The following is a 17307-nucleotide window of genomic DNA, read 5'->3' as shown; positions in this document are numbered from 1 at the left end:
CAAAGTGAAGCTGACCCCTGATTGCACCGTGTCGTCGCCTTGGTCCAGGCCTTCGGTGACCATGTCACCACTGTCGTCGACGATGTACAGATCATTGCCTGCACCACCGGCCATGCTGTCGGCGCCCAAGCCACCGTCCAGGCGGTTGTTGCCGGTGTTGCCCACCAAGACGTTGGCCAGCTCATTGCCTGTGGCGTTGAGGTTGGCATTGCCCAGCAGGGTGAGGTTCTCGAGGTTTGCACCCAGGGTCAGGCTCAAGGAGGACACGATGGTGTCATTGCCTTCGCCGCTGGCTTCCTGCACCACGTCGGCAGCGTTGTCCACCCAGTAGGTGTCGTCACCGCCGCCGCCCATCATCAGGTCGGCCCCTCGACCCCCGTCAATGAGGTTGGCACCGGCGTTGCCGACGATCGTGTTGTCCAGCTCATTGCCCGTGGCATTGATGTCGCTTCGGCCGGTCAGGGTCAGGTTTTCGAGGTTGGCCCCCAAGGCCCAGGTGATGCTGCTGCGCACGGTGTCGGTGCCGTCACCGCTGCCTTCAATCACTTGGTCACCCAGGTTGTCGACCGTGTAGGTGTCGTCGCCGCTACCGCCAATGAGGGTGTCGGCGCCTGCGCCGCCATCCAGGCGGTTGTTGCCCGCATTGCCGGTGATCTGGTTGGCTGCGGCATTGCCTGTGCCGTCAATGCTGCTGGAGCCTTGCAGCAACAGGTCTTCCACGTTGTCGCTGAGGGTGTAGCTGAGGCTGGTCAGCACGCTGTCGCGGTCACTGCCTGCCGCCTCTTGCACCACGTCATTGGCGTTGTCCACCAGGTAGGTGTCATCCCCTGCGCCCCCCGCCATCAGGTCGGCACCGGCCTGGCCATTCAGGCGGTTGGCGCCGTCGTTGCCGATCAAGGTGTTGTCTTCGGCATTGCCCGTGCCATCAATGTCGGCACTGCCGGTGAGGGTCAGGTTTTCCAGGTTGGCGCCCAGCGCATAGCTGACGCTGCTGAGCACCTGATCGACGCCTTCACCGGCGGCTTCTTCCACCACATCGGCCGCGCTGTCGACCACATAGCTGTCATTGCCGGCGCCACCGCGCAGGGTGTCCACACCGGCGCCACCATCCAAGATGTTGTTGCCGCTGTTGCCCGTGAGCAGGTTGGCGGCGGTGTTGCCCGTCGCGTTGATGTTGGCGCTGCCTGTGAGTTCCAGCTCTTCGACGTTGGCAGACAAGGTGGTGCTGACCGAGGCGCGCACGCGGTCCTGGCCTTGGCCGTTGAGTTCGATCACCACATCATTGATGTGATCCACCACATAGCTGTCATCGCCTTGGCCGCCCAGCAAGGTGTCGGCACCCGAGCCGCCGTCCAGCACGTTGCTGCCGCTATTGCCTTCAATGCGGTTGGCCAACTCGTTGCCCGTGGCGTTCAGCGCATCCGTGCCTGTCAGCGTGAGGTGTTCGACCTCGCTGCCCAGGCGGTAGCTGATGTTGGCAATGACTTTGTCGATGCCTTCTGAGGCGTTCTCGCTGACTTGATCGCCTGCGTTGTCCACCAAGTAGGTGTCGTCACCCAGGCCACCGGCCATGGTGTCGGCGCCCAGGCCGCCATCTAAGAGGTTGGCACCGTCATTGCCGGTCAGCACATTGGCCAGCACATTGCCGGTGGCATTGAGGTTGTCGCTGCCCTGCATTTGCAGGTTTTCCACCTGCGCGGTCAGGGCGTAGCTGATGCTGGCTTTGACGGTGTCTGTGCCGGCACCGGCCAGTTCTTGCACGCTGTCGAGTTCGTTGTCGACGCTGTAGAGGTCGTCACCCTGTCCGCCCAAAAGGCTGTCGGCGCCCAGGCCGCCATCGAGTGTGTCGTTGCCAGCGCCGCCTTCAAGCCGGTTGGCGACGGCATTGCCGACCAGGTTGTCTTGCTGGTTAGAGCCCAGCAGGTTTTCGATGCTCGTGAGTTGGTCCCCTTGGGCCTCACCGCCGAGGGCCAGGCCCGCAGCCAGGTCTACGCTCACGCCCGCCGTAGAGGCGGCGTAAGAGACGGTGTCGCTGCCGCTGCCGCCATCCAGCGTGTCGGCACCCAGGCCGCCGGCCAGGGTGTCGTTGCCGGCCTCGCCGCGCAGGCGGTTGGCCTGCTCGTTGCCCCGCAGTTGGTCGTCGTAGGCACCGCCGCTCAGGTGCTCCACATCGGTGTAGACATCGCCTGCGGCGTCGCCGCTGTTGCTGGCAGCGTTGGCCAAGTCGGCCACCACGGCGCTTTGCGCCATGCTGTAGCTGGCGGTGTCACTGCCCGCCCCGCCGATCAGGGTGTCGGCACCTTGGCCGCCTTCCAGCACATCGTCACCCAGGCCGCCGTCCAGCAGATTGGCATTGGTGTCGCCGGTCAGGGTGTCGGCGAATTGCGAGCCCCGCAGGCGCTCAATGCTGGTGTATTGGTCGCCCGCCGCGTCGCCCGTGTTGAGGCTGGCTTGGGTCAAGTTGGCCACCACGCCCGCCGCTGCGCTGGCATAGCTGGCGGTGTCGTCCCCGCTGCCGCCGTCCAAGGCGTCGGCCCCGGCTCGGCCTTCCAGGGTGTCGTTGCTGTCGTTGCCGCTCAGGCGGTTGGCATTGTTGTCGCCGGCCAGCATGTCGCTGCCGGCGCCGCCTTCCAGGTGTTCGATGCTGTCGTAGCTGTCGCCTTCGGCTTCGCCACCGCTGCCGGTGTTGGCTTGCAGGTCCACCGTCACCGCCTGCGTGCCGCCGGCATAGCTGGCGGTGTCGCCGCCTTCGCCACCGGCCAGGGTGTCGGCCCCCAGGCCACCGGCCAAGCGGTCATCGCCGGCTCCGCCGCTCAGCAGGTTGTCGTCGTCATTGCCGCCCAGGGTGTCGGCATATTGCGAGCCAATAAGGTTCTCAATCTCGCTGTAGCTGTCGCCGCTGGCGTCGCCGCTGTTGAGCTGCGCTTGCTTGAGGTGTGCCGTGACCGAGGCTTGGGCCCCGGCATAGCTGGCGGTGTCGCGGCCCACGCCGCCCACCAAGGTGTCGGCGCCTTGGCCGCCCTCTAGGGTGTCGTCACCTTTGCCACCGTCCAAGCGGTTGGCATCTGCATTCCCAATGAAGTTGTCGTTAGCGTCGGTGCCCAGCAGGTTCTCAATGCCTTGCAGGCGGTCGCCTTCGGCGTCTCCCCCCTTGCCAACCCCCGTGCTGAGGTTGACCTGCACCGCAGCCGCCGAGGTGGCATAGCTGACGCTGTCCACACCGGCGCCACCGGTCAGGGTGTCGGCCCCTGTGCCGCCGTCTAGCGCGTCGTCGCCTTCGCCACCGTCGAGGCGATCATTGCCCCCCGCACCCACCAGGCTGTCGTCGCCTTCGTTGCCCAACAAGGTGTTGGCGCTGCTGTCGCCGGTGAGCGCGTCATGGCCTTGGCTGCCGGAGAGGTTTTCGATGAACTCAAAGACATCGCCTGCCGCGTCGCCGCCCTCGGTTTGGCCTGTGCTGAGGTTGATCACCACGCCCGTGGCAGAGGTGCTGTAGTCGGCCATGTCCGAGCCGTCAGAGCCCATCAGGGTGTCGGCCCCGGCGCCACCGGTCAGGGTGTCAGCACCCCGGCCACCGTTCAGCAGGTTGGCCTCGGCATTGCCAATCAGGCGGTCGCCATAGCGGCTGCCGACCACGTTTTCGATGGTGCTGAACTGGTCGCCATCGGCGTCGCCGCCCGCGCCAATGCCCGCACTCAGATCGACAGTCACGGCCTCGTTGGAGCCGCTGTAGGACGCGGTGTCCACGCCGGCGCCGCCGTCCAGGGTGTCGCGCCCGGCGCCGCCCACCAGGGTGTCGGCGCCATCGGCACCAAACAACTGGTCATTGCCGGGCACGCCCATCAGGATGTTGTTGCCGGCGTCGCCAATCAGGATGTCGTCGTACTCACTGCCTTCCAGGTTCTCGATGCTGGTGTAGCTGTCACCTTGCGCATCGCCCGTGTTGCGGCTGGGGTCACCCAGGTTGGCGACCACGGCGGCGGTGGCCTCCAGATAGCTGGCGGTGTCGGTGCCGCTGCCACCGACCAAGGTGTCAGCGCCACCATTGCCTTCGAGCCAGTCGTCGCCGGCGCCGCCTTCTAATTGGTTGGACTCATCATTGCCCGACAGTTCATCGGCGTGCTTGGAGCCGATGAGGTTTTCAACGTCTTCAAGTCGGTCGTCTTCGGCGTCGCCGCCTGCGCCTTGGCCGGTGGCCAGGCTGACGTTGACCGCCACGGTGGAGGTGGCATAGGTGACGGTGTCGCTGCCCGCGCCGCCTTTGAGGGTGTCGGCGCCGCCACCACCGTCCAGGGTGTCGTTGCCGCCTCTGCCGCTGAGCTGGTTGGCGACAGCGTCACCCACCAGCTTGTCATTGAATTCCGAGCCCACCACGCCTTCGATCTCGACCAGGCTGTCGCCCTCGGCGTCGCCACCGCTGCCGGTGCTGGCTGCGAGGTTGATGCTCACGCCCGTGGCCGAGCTGAGGTACTCGGCGGTGTCAAAGCCTTCGCCGCCCAGCACAGTGTCCGCGCCTGCGCGGCCTTCCAGGGTGTCGTCGCCATCGCCGCCCTCGAGGCGGTTGGCGTTGCTGTCGCCGCGCAAGTCGTCTTGCTGGGTGCTGCCGATCAGGTTTTCAACGTCGACCAGCTTGTCGCCCTGGGCATCGCCACCCTCGGCCAAGGACTGGGCCAAGTCAATGTGCACGCCTTCTGCAGAGTTCAGGTAGCTGGCAGCGTCTCGGCCACTGCCGCCGTCCAGCACATCGGCGCCGGCGCCGCCGATCAAGGTGTCGTTGCCCGCCTCGCCCTTGAGGGTGTCGTCGCCAGTTTGGCCCCAGACGATGTCGTGGCCGAAACCGGCCAGCACTTCGTCATTGCCGCCCCCGGCCAAGATCTCATCGCCCAAGCCGAAGGCGGGGAAGACCACGCCTTCTTTGCCGCCTGCGCTGTAGGCCATGTCGCCCGGCTCTTGCACATCGCGCAGGGTGGCCGGGATGATGCGGCTGCCCTCGATGTCCTTGCCGTCCATGGTGCTCGTGGCTTTGAGGGTGATGTCAAAGGTGCTGGGGCTGAAGGGGCTGCCATCGGCCGCGATCGGGTACTGCACCGTGACTTGCAGCCGGTTGCCGTTGGCCGCCAAGTCAGCCGGAATGTCCAGCCGCCAGCCGCCTGCGCTGGGGGTGGCCCCGGTGACGGTGAAGTTGTCGGGCAGGCCGGTGATCTCCACCGACTTGACGGTCAGGTCCAGCCGACCCGACAGATTGATGGTGATGACCCGGGCCCAGCCTTGGCCCAGCGCCGAAGCACCATCGCCGATGATGCGGTCGTCTGCAGTGGTACCCAGAATTTGCTCGCGCTCGCCCTGGATGGCAGGGGTGGGGTCGCTGCCCGAACGCGGGCTGCCGCCCGCACCGGTGATGACGGTTTTACCGTCGGCTTGGCTGGTGGTCTGCCCAGCCACATTGGTCCACACCGCCTTGATGCCGATGGTGTCGGGTGGTGGAGGCGGCGGAGGCGGGGGGTTGTTGTTGCTGGGCGGCGTGCTGGGAGTGCCCGCCACTGCTGGCGGCGGCGCCAGCGTGGGCGTGGCCTCTGACTTGAAATCTGCGTCCTTGCTGCTGGCGGTGCTCAGCTCAGCCTTGGCCAGCCCTTCTGGCGCGGGTGGGTTGCTGGGCTTGGGGGTGGCGTCGTGGTTGTCGGCCGCCGCAGCTTTGGTGTCAGCGGGTGCGTCCTCAGCCTTGGTGGGCTGCTTTTTGGGGTCTTCCGCCGGCGCTTCTGTACTGCCGCCAGGCGTTTGGACTACGCGGGCACTGGCCTCGCTGAGGTCGACCTTGCCGACCAGCTTCATCAGGTCTTTGCCGGAGATGGTCTGCCCGCCCAGGTTCAGTTGCAACTGCGGCTGCAAAGCGACTTTGAGCGCGAAGTCGCGCAGCAGGTGTCGGCTGCCATCGGCCAGCGTCAGCACCATATCGGTGCCGGAAATGCTCACGCTCTTGATCGACCCTTTGGTGATCGGCAACTGCACCGACCCGCCATCGGGAATCTGGTGCACAACGACTGAACTTTGAATCCTCACAGGGAACTCCTGGCAACAAGACAAGGGACGGTCACTCCCTTGCACGCGCAAGGAGGACCGGGCGGCCTAGGCCAACCACAAGACGGACGCTGCCCAGGGCATGGGCGCGCTCGTCCTCAGGTCGGTTTTCGGCCTATCCGATGCTGGCGTGAAGTCGTGCGGCGCGATGGGCGAAACACCCCGTGCATTTCGTCCCAAATGGCCGGATGTCGATGTTTCAGGGTGTAAAACCCCCTGACGCTCATCAGCCGGTCAGGGTACGTCGTGCCCGGTACTGGCGGCCCAGATGCGGGTCCAGTCTTCGCGGCTGAGGTGCAGCCGCGTGGCGGCCATGGCCTCTTCGGCGGCCTCCAGGCGGCGCGAGCCAATGACGGGCAGGGGTTGGCTGGGCAAGCGCAGCAGCCAGGCCAGGGCCAGGGTGGTGGTGCTTAGCCCTAAGCGTGCGCCAATCTCGCCCATCACCCAGCGCACGCGGTGGGCAGACTCGGTATCGGCATTGAAGAGCCGGCCGCCGGCCAGGGGCGACCAGATCATGGGCCGCAGGCGCAAGCGCTGGGCTTGGTCCAAGGTGCCGTCGTGCAGCGGGGCCAAGTGCAGCGGCGAGCACTCCACCTGGTTGGTCACCAAGGGGATGCGGCTGTGCAGCAGCTCAAACTGCTGGGGCGTGAAGTTAGAGACGCCGAAGTGCAGTACTTTGCCGTCGCGCCGCAATTGCTCAAAAGTCTGGGCCACTTCGTCGGCGTCCATCAGGGCATCGGGCCGGTGGATGAGCAACAGGTCGAGCCGGTCGGTGCGCAAAGCGCGCAGAGAGTTTTCGACCGAGGCGGTGATGTGGGCCGCCGAGGTGTCGTAGCTTTTGAAACCATGCGCGGGCCGCGCCGGGCCGACCAGCTTGATGCCGCATTTGCTGACCAATTGCATCTGGTCGCGCAGGGCCGGTTGCTGGGCCAGGGCCTCGCCAAACAGGGCTTCTGCCTGGTAGCCGCCATAGATGTCGGCATGGTCAAAGCTGCTGAGGCCTCGGGCTAGGCAGCCTTCGATCCAGGCCAGGCGTTGGTCTAGGGAGAACTGCCATTCGGCCAGGCGCCAAGCGCCGGCGATGATGGGAGAGAGTTGCAACTCAGCCATGGATTAGCCCTTGTTGCGGGGCACGCGGCCCATCAAGAAAAACTCGTCATTGGGGCGCATGCCGATCACATTGGCCATGCGGTTGGACAGGCCAAAGAAGGCGGTGATGGCAGCAATGTCCCAGATGTCTTCAGCGCTAAAGCCATGGCCCAGCAATTGGGCATGGTCCACCTCATTCACTTCGTGTGAGTGCAGGCAGACCTTGAGCGCGAAGTCCAGCATGGCTCTTTGGCGCGGCGTGATGTCGGCCTTGCGGTAGTTGACCGCCACTTGGTCGGCCACCAAGGGCTGCTTTTCATAGACGCGCAAGATGGCGCCATGGGCCACCACGCAGTAGAGGCATTGGTTGGCGCTGGAGGTGGCGACGATGATCATCTCGCGCTCGCCCTTGGTGAGTCCGCCGTCTTTGAGCAACAGAGCGTCGTGATAGGCCAAAAAGGCGCGCAGCTCATCCGGCCGGTGGGCCAAGGCCAAGAACACATTGGGCACAAAGCCGGCTTTTTCTTGCACGGCCAAGATGCGCTCGCGCAGGTCTTGCGGCAGGCTGTCCATGGCAGGTACGGGGTAGCGGGAGATGGCGGGTGTGCTCATGGCTGGTGTGGTGTTGATGCTGGATGAAACAAATCCGGCGCCTTGTCAGGCGCGAAATTGCATGGCGTGCAGCTTGGCATACAGGCCGTCTGCGGCGAGGAGTTGGGCATGGCTGCCTTGCTCAATGATCTGCCCGGCGTCCATCACCACAATGCGGTCTGCCCGCTCAATGGTGGCCAGGCGGTGGGCAATCACCAGCGTGGTGCGGCCTTGCATCAGGTGGTCCAGTGCTTGCTGAACCAGATGTTCGCTTTCGGCGTCCAGGGCCGAGGTGGCTTCGTCCAGGATCAGCACCGGCGCGTTCTTGTAAAGCGCCCGGGCAATGGCCAAGCGCTGGCGCTGGCCGCCAGAGAGCTGGTTGCCGTTGTGGCCAATGGGGCTGTGCAGGCCTTGCGGCAAGCCCTGCAAAAAGTCCAGCAAGTTGGCGTGGCGAAGGGCCTCGGTGGCCCGGGCTTCATCGGGCGCATCGCCCAAGGCCACATTGGCCAGCACGCTGTCGTTGAACAGCACCACGTCTTGGCTGACTAGCGCAAACTGCTGGCGTAGGCTGTGGATGTCCCAGTCACCCAAGGCCACGCCGTCCAGGCTGATTTGGCCTTGGGTGGGCTCGGCAAAGCGCGGCAGCAGATGCACCAGGGTTGATTTGCCTGCGCCCGAGGGGCCGACCAGGGCCACGGTTTCACCGGCCTGCACATTCAGCGAGACGTGGTCCAGCGCCGGTGCTTGATCTGCGTGGTAGCGCACCTGCACATCGGCCAGCGTGATCTGGCCCTGGGCTCGCGTGGCTTGGTGGCTGCCGCCGGTCTCTGCGGGCACATGCTCGATCAGGTCCACGCCGCGCTCGAGCGCGGTCAGCCCGCGGGTGATGGGGCCCATCACATCGGCCAAGTGCTTGATGGGCGTGATCAGCATCAACATGCCCGTCACATAAGAGGTGAATTCGCCGACGCTGGTGTTATTGCTTTGGCTCTGCCAGAGTGCCATCACCACCACGGCCGACATGGCCACCGAGGCCATGATCTGGGTGATGGGCGTGATGGCCGCCTGGGCTGCCACCGACTTGAGCATCAGACTGCGCAGCCGCTCGCTGAGCGTGGCAAAGCGTTGGCTTTCCTGGGTGGCCGCGCCGTGCAGGCGCACGATGCGCCAGGCCAGCACGTTTTCTTCCACCGCATAGGCCAATTCGTCTGTCGAGCTTTGGCTGGCCAAGGCCAGCTTGCGCAAGCGCTTGCCGGCCACGCGCATGGCCCAGGCCACGCTGGGCATCAGCACGGTGATCACCAAGGTCAACTGCCAATTGAGGTAGAGCAGATAGGCCAGCAGGCCCACCAAAGCCAGGCTGTCTTTGACCAGCGTGTTCAAGGCGCTGGCCAACTGTTGGGCGCCGGTGACGACCTCGTGCACCAAGGAGTTGGTCAGGCTGCTGGCGCTGCGCTGCGCAAACACCGAGGGCTGGGCATTCATCAAGCGCCTGAACATGGCGGTGCGCAACTCCAGCACGCCGCGCTGGGCTGCCCAGGCCAGCGCATACTGGCCGATAAAGCTGAACAAACCCCGGACACTGAACAGGCCAATGATGACCACCGGCACGATCCACAGGGGTATCTTGCCCGCAAAGCCCTGGTCGATCAGGGGCATCATCAAGTAGGCCGTGAGGGGCTCGGTCAGGCCGGTGATCAGCGACGCAAAGAACGCCACCACCCAGGCTTTGCGGCCATCGCGGAAGTAGGGGCCTAAGCGGCGGAAGCGCGGCAAAAGATCGTGCATGGGCAATACGGCCGTGCCGAGATGGCACATCAAATTCAAGGGCCAAGCGGGCGCTGGCGGCCCCGATTATCAATGCCCTGCCGATCCCGGGACGAATTGCCTGCCTGCCTACAATGTGCGGCGTCAGCGCAGCGTGCGTGCGGCGCGTTAGTCACCGGATTCTCAAGCACTGCAAAGCCATGCCATACAAGCACAACTCGACCGTACAGTGGCCCCGCCGGGCCTGGATGCAAGCCACCGCTGCTGCCGCAGGAGGCTTGGTCGTCCCCGCCAGCATTGCCCAGTTCAAGGTGGAGATTTCAGGCGTGGGTGCGACCCAGGTGCCACTCGCCCTGGTGCCCTTCAGAGACGAAGGCAGCGCGCCGCAGGCCGTCTCGGCACTCGTGCGCGCCGACCTGGAGCGCAGCGGCTTGTTCAAGGTGCTGACCAGCGCCCTGCCCACCGATGAAGCCGGCTCGCCGGCCTATCCCGCCCTGCGCGCCCAAGGTGCTGATGCGGTGGTCGCCGGCTCCATTACGCGCCTGGCTGATGGCCGTTTTGATGTGCGCTACAAGCTCTGGGACGTGGTCAAGGGCCAAGACCTGGGCGGCCAAAGCTATGCCGTACCCGCTGCCGACCTGCGCCTGGCCGCCCACAAGATCGCCGACGCGATTTATGAGCGGCTGACCGGCGACAAAGGCGTGTTTGCGACCCGCATTGCCTACATCACCAAGGGCGGCGGCAAGTATTCTTTGCGCATCACCGACGCCGATGGCGAAGGCGGCCAAGTGGCCCTGACCAGCCCTGAGCCCATCATCTCGCCCGCGTGGTCGCCCGACGGCCGCGAGTTGGCGTATGTGTCGTTTGAGTTGGGCAAAGCCATTGTCTGGGTGCAAGAAACCTCTTCCGGCCAGCGCCGCCAGTTGGCCAACTACAAAGGCTCGAACAGTGCGCCGGCCTTCTCACCCGACGGGCGCGAGTTGGCGGTCACGCTGTCGCGCGACGGGGGCTCGCAGATCTTCCTGGTGGGCCGTGACGGTGGCAACCTGCGCCGGGTGACCCAAAGCTCAGCCATTGACACCGAGCCGGTGTTCTCGCCTGACGGCAAGTCGATCTACTTCGTCAGCGACCGGGGCGGCAGCCCGCAGATTTATCGCCAAGCCACCAGCGGCGGCGGGGCCGACCGGGTCACCTTCAGCGGCAACTACAACATCAGCCCGGCCATCAGCCCGGACGGCAAGACCCTGGCCTTTGTGCAGCGCCAAGGCGGAGCTTTCAGGGTGATGACCATGGACTTGGCCAGCGGCCAGGCCCAGACCATCAGCGAGACCTCGGATGACGAAAGCCCAAGTTTTGCGCCCAATGGCCGACTGTTGATCTATGCCACGCGCGTGCAAGGCCGCGAGGTCCTGATGACCAGCACCCTGGACGGCAAGATCAAGAGCCGCCTGCTGACCAGTGGCTTGGACATCCGCGAGCCGGTCTGGGGGCCTTTCGGCCGGTGATCATGCTGCCCTTGAGGCGTTGGCCCCACGCTTCAACAAGCTTTACAGACAGTCGCAGTGGGGCAGCGACAATGCAGCTATTCCTTTTCCCTTCCACTCTTGTTCAGGAGTCACGACCATGGCCTATGCAAAGACCTCGACCCTTGTGATGCTGGCTGTCTCGGCCGCCATATTGGCCGGCTGCAGCTCTAGCGTGAAGCTCGATGAAGTGCCTGTGGAAACCCGCACGCCCGTGGCCACAGACGCCGCTGCCGGCAACAAGGCCGCCACCGCCAGTCAAAGTGGTGTGGCTACGGTGGACCTGAACGCCAAGAACGCTAATGCCAACGCCATGGCCGGCACCAGCCTCGGGCGCGTGGTGTACTTTGACTTCGACAGCTTCAGCGTCAAGGACGAGTTCCGCCCTGTGGTTGAGGGCCATGCCAAGGCCTTGGTCGGCCAGCGCAGCAAGCGCATCGTCGTAGAAGGCCATACCGACGAGCGCGGTGGCCGCGAATACAACCTGGCCCTGGGCCAAAAGCGCGCCGAGGCGGTGCAACGCTCCTTGGTGCTGCTGGGTGCCACGGCTGAGCAGATCGAGGCCGTGAGCTACGGCGAAGAGCGCCCGGCCGCCAATGGCAGCAGCGAAGACGCCTGGGCCAAGAACCGCCGCGCTGAGCTGAAGGACCGTTGAGCCCATGAGCGCGCAACTCCAACCCTCGCGGCCGCTCTGGCGTCTTTCTGCCTTGGCGCTGAGCCTGGCCTCTGCCCTGGCAGCGGGTGGGGCTCAGGCGGCCCTGTTTGAAGACGGCGAGGCCCGCAAAGCCATTCTGGATTTGCGCGCCCGCGCCAACCAAAACGATGAGCAGCGCCAAGCTCAAGCTGCCGCCATCAAGCAAATGCAAGAGCAAATCCAGCTCTTGCAGCGCAGCCTGCTGGACTTGAACAACCAGTTGGACCAAGCCAAGGGCGACAATGCCCGCCTGCGGGGTCAACTGGAGCAAACCCAGCGCGAAGTCGCCGAACTACAGCGCAAGCAAAAAGACATTGTGCAAAGCGTGGACGACCGCGTGCGCAAGCTCGAACCCCAAAGCGTGACGCTGGATGGCCGCAGCTTTACCGCTGAGCCTGAGGAAATCAAGGCGCACGACGATGCCATGGCCCTGCTGCGCAATGGCGAGTTCGAGCGCGCCGTGCCGGCTCTGGCCGCGTTTTTGCGCAAGTACCCCGAGTCTGGCTATCGCGACAGCGCGCGTTACTGGATGGGCAATGCCCAATACGGCGCTCGGGCCTACAAAGACGCGGTGCTGACCTTCCGCGCCTTCGCCACGGCCGCGCCCGAGCACCCGCGCGCTCCCGAGGCCTTGCTGGCGCTGGCCAACAGCCAGGCCGAGTTGCGCGACACCAAAACAGCCCGGCGCACCTTGGAAGAGTTGATCAAGCTGTACCCCAAGTCTGAGGCGGCGCTGGCGGCCAGAGACCGCCTGCTGACCTTGAAGTAAGCCGCTTTGCTGCCTGAGCTGCCCACGGCCACCGAGGCCGACCTCGAACGTCGCTTTGGTGGCCTACGCCGCCTCTACGGCGACGCGGCCTACGAGCGCTTGCGCGGTCTGCGCTTGGCGGTGGTGGGCCTAGGTGGCGTGGGCTCCTGGGCTGTCGAGGCCTTGGCTCGCAGCGGCGTGGCGGGCGTGGTGCTGATCGACATGGATCATGTGGCCGAGTCCAACATCAACCGCCAGATCCAAGCGGTGGGCCAAACCGTGGGCATGGCCAAAGGGGAAGCGCTGAAGCAGCGCATTGCCGACATTCACCCCGGCTGCCAAGTCTGGTGTGTGGACGACTTTGTCACCCCTGAGAACTGGCCGGGCTTGCTGCCTGTGGCCGTGGACGGCGTGTTTGAAGCCTGTGACCAAGTGCGTGCCAAGCAAGCGGTGGCGGCCTGGGCTTTGGCTCAGGGCGTGCCGGTGGTCACCAGCGGTGCGGCCGGCGGCAAGCGCCAACCGCACCAGCTGGAGGTCGACGACCTGGCCCAGGTGACCCACGACCCGTTGCTGGCCTCCTTGCGCCAGCGCCTGCGCAAGTTTGAGGGCGCACCCCGCAGCGGCCCCATGGGCTTGCAGTGCGTGTTCTCACGCGAGCCGGTGCGTCAGCCCGAGCAAGCGTGTGACGTGGACGGCAGCCTCAACTGCCACGGCTACGGCTCCTCGGTCACGGTGACGGCGGCCGTGGGTTTGGCCGCTGCGGCGGCGCTGATTGAGCAATGCTTGGCGCGCAAATAGCGACGGCAGTCTGAACACTGCGGCAGCACAGCCGCAGAAAGCTTTGAATTTCAGGCTACAATAGCGGGCTTGCCGGGTCGTTAGCTCAGTTGGTAGAGCAGCGGACTTTTAATCCGTTGGTCGCAGGTTCGAGTCCCGCACGACCCACCAAAAGCCTTGGTTCATATGGGCAAAGGCGCTTGGAAAAGCAAAAAATCATGGCATAATCCATGGCTTCGCTTCTGAAGCAGCTCGCTGCTGAAGTCGCTGAAGGGCTCTTAGCTCAGTTGGTAGAGCAGCGGACTCTTAATCCGTTGGTCGAAGGTTCGAATCCTTCAGGGCCCACCAAAATTCGCAAAAAAAATCAAAGGCTTGCACGTGAGTGCAGGCCTTTTTTCTTTGTCGAATCGGCATCAAAAGATGCCTTGATCGTAAATTTGGCAAAGGCCGACGTAGCGACCGTTGGCAGCAGAATTGGCGGGCAGCAATGACCTTATGTTTTTGCAGTTCATCGCCGATTTCCGGCCGACCGCGAACGTAAACTAGTCTAGTGAGTCGCTCTGTCATCCTTTTCCTCACGTTGATCGCATTGCTCTGGCACGGTGTTGCTGGCGCCTCACTGCGTGTCTGGAACGTTCCTGCGGATGACGCAGCGCATGCGGCCCTGCACTGGATGGAAGCGAGCCACCATCACGACGACGATGGTGGTCTGCAATTGGACGACTCTGCGGCGTCTATGGTTCACATGGCGATGGATGGAACGGTTTCTTCCGTGCTCCACTTTGCGTCATTAGAAGTTCCCCGACTCACGCTGGTGCATGCCCAACCGGGCTATGCGGCCCCGCCGCTGAACGCGCCCTATTTGGTGCCACTCCAAAGACCGCCTAGGTTCTGACCTGACGTGCGCGGTGCGTCCGCTGACGCATCTTTCCTCCTTCGCCTAAAGCCAGCGCGTCTGCCACGATCGTGGGTCGCTTGGTCTGGGCGTCACGTCAGAGGTCATCTTGAACTCAATGATCTTATCCGGGGTGCGCCGCCTGTGCGTTGCATCTCTTTCCGTCGGCATGGTGTCTGCGATGGCGCAGCCTGTCACGCTGGCGCAAGCCGTCGATGCTGCGTGGAGGCGGGCGACAGAATCTGCCGCCGTACAGGGCGCGCTGCAGCGTGCCCAAGCCGAGTCCGCCGCATCGTCGGCGTGGTGGGCCGCACCGCCCAGCCTGGAGATCGCGCAACGCATGGATCGCGGGCTGTCCGGCACCGGTGCGCGCGAAACTGAAGTGGGCATTGCGATGCCGCTGTGGCTGCCGGGTCAGCGCGCCGCGCGGCAGCAGCTGATGGCCACCGACCTTGAAGTCGCTCGACTTCAAGGCGCTGCGGGACGATGGCAAGTCGCGGGCATGGTGCAAGCGAGCCTGGCAGAAGTTCATCTTCGGTCGTCTGAGCTGGTGCAGCATCAGACCGAGGCGACCGCGCTGGAATCTCTCGGCCGCGATGTGGAGCGTCGCGTCAAGGCAGGGGAGTTGGCGCCTGTGGATGCGCTGGCCGCGCAAGCCGAGTGGCTGCAAGCGGATGTTCGGGTCTCGCAAGCGGCGGAACAGTTGGCTCAGGCGCGCCTGCACTGGCGCAGCTTGACGGGCTTGGACAGCGAACCCGCCTTTGACGATGTGCCGATGGCCTCCGCTTCTGCTCAGACGCAACTTGCGGAGCACCCCGTGCTCCGTGAAGCACGGCAGCGTGTGGAGGCGTCGGCGCGCAAGCTTGACTTGGCTCAGGCCTCTCGCCGCAGCACGCCTGAGTTGGTGGTTCGGGTTCGGCAAGACCAGGGCAACAGCGGCGATGTCGCTGTGAACAGCTGGGGCATTGCGCTGCGTATTCCCTTCGGAACGGATGACCGCCAACAGCCGCTGCTAGCGGCAGCGCTGTCGGAGCGTGATCTGGCCGATGCTCAAAGTCGCCAGCTTCAGCAGCAAGTGGCTGCCGCTGTCGAGGCCCAAGTCCTCACCCAGGACGCGTTGGAGCGCCAGTGGCGCAGCGAGCAGCGTCGCGCCACCCTATTGCGCGAGCGCTCTGATCTGATGGGCAAGTCCTTCCGCGCGGGTGAAACCGCATTGCCCGACCTGTTACGCGCACTGGCTGCTGCCCACGCCGCAGAAGCCGCCGTGCAGAAGCTGTACCGACAGCGCGCTCAAGCTGCAGCCCGTCACCAACATGCACTAGGGGTCATTCCATGATTCAACGCCACGGGCGGCAAGTAGCCGCAGTTGTCACCGCATCGGTCGCCATGGTGGCCGCATCCCTGGCCTGGGCCGGTCCGGGCGCTCACGGTCCGAATGGCGAGCATCTCGATGCACCGAGCAGTACGCCGCTCTCACATGAAGCCACGCCGCGCATGGAGGCCAAGTCAGAAGACTTCGAACTCGTGGCGCGTTTGAGTGGCGGCGAGTTCACGATGATGATCAATCGATTCGCTACAGGTGAGCCTGTGCTGGGGGCCAAGATCGAGGTCGAGAGCGGGCCGCGCAAAGTGGTCCTACCTTTCCATGAGGACATAGGCAGTTACGCCACGAACGACGCCAGCTTGCTCAAGCTCTTGGCAATGCCTGGGACACATCCCGTGGTGATCACCATCGTGGCAGGCTCCGAGAGTGACCTGCTGGACGGTACGCTGAACGTGACGGCGCAGGCTGCCCAGGCTTTCGAGGCGGGTGGCCATGATGACGGTCATGCTGAAATGCACGGGCATGGGCATGGCTGGCGCGAGTGGGGGCACAAGCCGATCACCTGGATTCTTGGCATCGCTACTTTGGCGGCTGCGGCTTGGGGGGGCGCGCAGTGGCGTCGCCGGCGCGGGCTCTCAAGCGCCTACAAATCGGGAGCACTGTGATGAGCCACCGACGCCTATGGACAACGGCCAGCAGCCTGGCCCTGACAGCGCTTACGTTCACCATGGGGCTCGCCTGGGCTGCGCCCGGCGCGCACGGACCGAACGGTGAGCATCTTGACGCACCCACCATGGCCAGCCCTGCTGGATTGGCCCGCTTGCCCGACGGCAGTGTCAACGTGCCCATGGTGGCACAGCGCCGCATGGGTTTGCGGACCCAGATTGCCGTTGAAAGCGAGGCCGCAGCGGTGGTCGAGCTCCCAGGCAGGGTCGTGATGGACCCGAACGCTGGGGGCCGCGTGCAGACCGCTGTCGGTGGCCGGGTCGAGCCTGGGCCTAGCGGCCTCCCGATCATGGGGCAGAGCGTGCGAAGGGGTGAGGTCTTGGCCATCGTGGCCCACCACGTAGACCCGGTCACCACTGGCACCCAGCAAGCCCAGTTGGCCGAGCTGCGCGCCGCCCGTGCCTTGGCCGAGCAGCGCGTCAGCCGCCTTGCGGGCCTGGAGGGCACCGTGCCCCGCAAAGACATCGATGCGGCCCGCACGGAGCTGGAGGGCCTGCAGGCCCGTGAGAAGGCGATTGCCGCGACGGTCGGGGCCAAAGAGCGCTTGCTCGCGCCGATCTCGGGCGTGATTGCGCGGGCCGATGTGGTCAACGGCCAAGTGGTGGACGGCAAAGATGTGCTGTTCGAGATCGTGGACCCGGCCCGAGTGCTGGTGGAAGCCTCCACCGCCGATGCCGCGTTGGGCGGGCAGATTGCGGGGGCAACCCTGGCGGGAGCCCCTGGTGCGGAGAGCGTCAAGCTGCAATTCCTGGGCGCTGCACGCAGCTTGCGCGACGGGGCGCTGCCCATCACCTTTCGTGCCTCCTCTGTGAATCCACTGCCGCTGGCCATTGGCCAAAGCGTGACGGTCATCGCCCAGCGCAAGTCCACGGTCAAGGGCTATGTGCTGCCTGCTGAGGCGCTCACACGCAATGCATCCAATGAGCCGGTGGTGTGGATCAAGTCAGGCGCAGAGCGATATATCTCGCAGCCGGTGCAGTTCAGGCCACTGGACGGCAAAACCATCGTCGTGACGCAGGGCTTGGGGGCGGATAACCGCGTGGTGGTGCGAGGCGCATCGCTCATCGCGCAGATCCGCTGAGACAGCACGGAGCCACC

General features: G+C 64.9%; 12 protein-coding genes and 2 tRNA genes. 10 read left to right on the top strand and 4 right to left on the bottom strand.

Annotated elements, in window-relative coordinates; translation table 11 throughout:
- From ACIQ3Q_RS18485 to msbA, 4 genes are all read right to left on the bottom strand, one after another.
- The coding region (locus tag ACIQ3Q_RS18485) for a hypothetical protein (protein WP_396270657.1) at positions 1 to 5970 on the bottom strand (5970 nt) is incomplete at its 3' end.
- Positions 5971 to 6309: 339 nt separating this feature from the next.
- Entirely contained in the window at positions 6310 to 7185 is an 876-nt protein-coding gene (locus ACIQ3Q_RS18480; RefSeq protein ID WP_396270656.1) for an aldo/keto reductase family oxidoreductase, read from the bottom strand.
- 3 nt (positions 7186 to 7188) lie between these two features.
- A complete protein-coding gene (locus tag ACIQ3Q_RS18475; protein ID WP_396270655.1) occupies positions 7189 to 7776 on the bottom strand; it encodes a peroxidase-related enzyme in 588 nt (195 codons plus the stop codon).
- A 45-nt stretch (positions 7777 to 7821) separates the two neighbouring features.
- The gene (gene msbA / locus ACIQ3Q_RS18470; RefSeq protein WP_396270654.1) at positions 7822 to 9543 is read right to left on the bottom strand and encodes a lipid A export permease/ATP-binding protein MsbA; all 1722 of its coding nucleotides are present in this window, start codon (positions 9541 to 9543) and stop codon (positions 7822 to 7824) included.
- A gap of 179 nt (positions 9544 to 9722) precedes the next feature.
- On the opposite strand from msbA, the gene tolB reads away from it, so the two are divergent.
- The 10 genes from tolB (at position 9723) to ACIQ3Q_RS18420 (ending at position 17290) form a co-directional block, all read left to right on the top strand.
- Positions 9723 to 11027 (top strand): Tol-Pal system beta propeller repeat protein TolB, encoded by a 1305-nt coding sequence (gene tolB / locus ACIQ3Q_RS18465; RefSeq protein WP_396270653.1) that lies wholly within the window; start codon positions 9723 to 9725, stop codon positions 11025 to 11027.
- Between the two features lie 118 nt (positions 11028 to 11145).
- Positions 11146 to 11700 carry a peptidoglycan-associated lipoprotein Pal gene (pal, locus tag ACIQ3Q_RS18460; RefSeq protein ID WP_396270652.1) on the top strand — a complete coding sequence of 185 codons (555 nt, stop codon included), beginning with the start codon at positions 11146 to 11148 and terminating at the stop codon, positions 11698 to 11700.
- 4 nt (positions 11701 to 11704) lie between these two features.
- Positions 11705 to 12508: a tol-pal system protein YbgF gene (gene ybgF / locus ACIQ3Q_RS18455; RefSeq protein WP_396270651.1), complete on the top strand. Its 804-nt coding sequence runs from the start codon at positions 11705 to 11707 to the stop codon at positions 12506 to 12508.
- 9 nt (positions 12509 to 12517) lie between these two features.
- Entirely contained in the window at positions 12518 to 13285 is a 768-nt protein-coding gene (locus tag ACIQ3Q_RS18450; RefSeq protein WP_396270658.1) for a ThiF family adenylyltransferase, read from the top strand.
- 74 nt (positions 13286 to 13359) lie between these two features.
- Positions 13360 to 13435: transfer RNA gene (locus ACIQ3Q_RS18445), tRNA-Lys, on the top strand.
- Positions 13436 to 13536: 101 nt separating this feature from the next.
- Positions 13537 to 13612 (top strand) — tRNA-Lys (locus ACIQ3Q_RS18440).
- A 232-nt stretch (positions 13613 to 13844) separates the two neighbouring features.
- Positions 13845 to 14159, top strand: coding sequence for a hypothetical protein (locus ACIQ3Q_RS18435; protein WP_396270650.1), 315 nt, complete (start codon positions 13845 to 13847; stop codon positions 14157 to 14159).
- Between the two features lie 181 nt (positions 14160 to 14340).
- Positions 14341 to 15495, top strand: coding sequence for a TolC family protein (locus ACIQ3Q_RS18430; protein ID WP_396270649.1), 1155 nt, complete (start codon positions 14341 to 14343; stop codon positions 15493 to 15495).
- A complete protein-coding gene (locus ACIQ3Q_RS18425; protein WP_396270648.1) occupies positions 15492 to 16148 on the top strand; it encodes a hypothetical protein in 657 nt (218 codons plus the stop codon). The genes ACIQ3Q_RS18430 and ACIQ3Q_RS18425 overlap by 4 nt, the downstream gene beginning before the upstream one ends.
- Positions 16148 to 17290 (top strand): efflux RND transporter periplasmic adaptor subunit, encoded by a 1143-nt coding sequence (locus ACIQ3Q_RS18420; RefSeq protein ID WP_396270647.1) that lies wholly within the window; start codon positions 16148 to 16150, stop codon positions 17288 to 17290. The genes ACIQ3Q_RS18425 and ACIQ3Q_RS18420 overlap by 1 nt, the downstream gene beginning before the upstream one ends.
- Positions 17291 to 17307: the final 17 nt, after the last annotated feature.

This window comes from Ideonella sp. (genome assembly GCF_044358605.1).
Classification (GTDB): domain Bacteria; phylum Pseudomonadota; class Gammaproteobacteria; order Burkholderiales; family Burkholderiaceae_C; genus Ideonella.
This window is presented reverse-complemented; position numbering and strand designations above follow the sequence as displayed.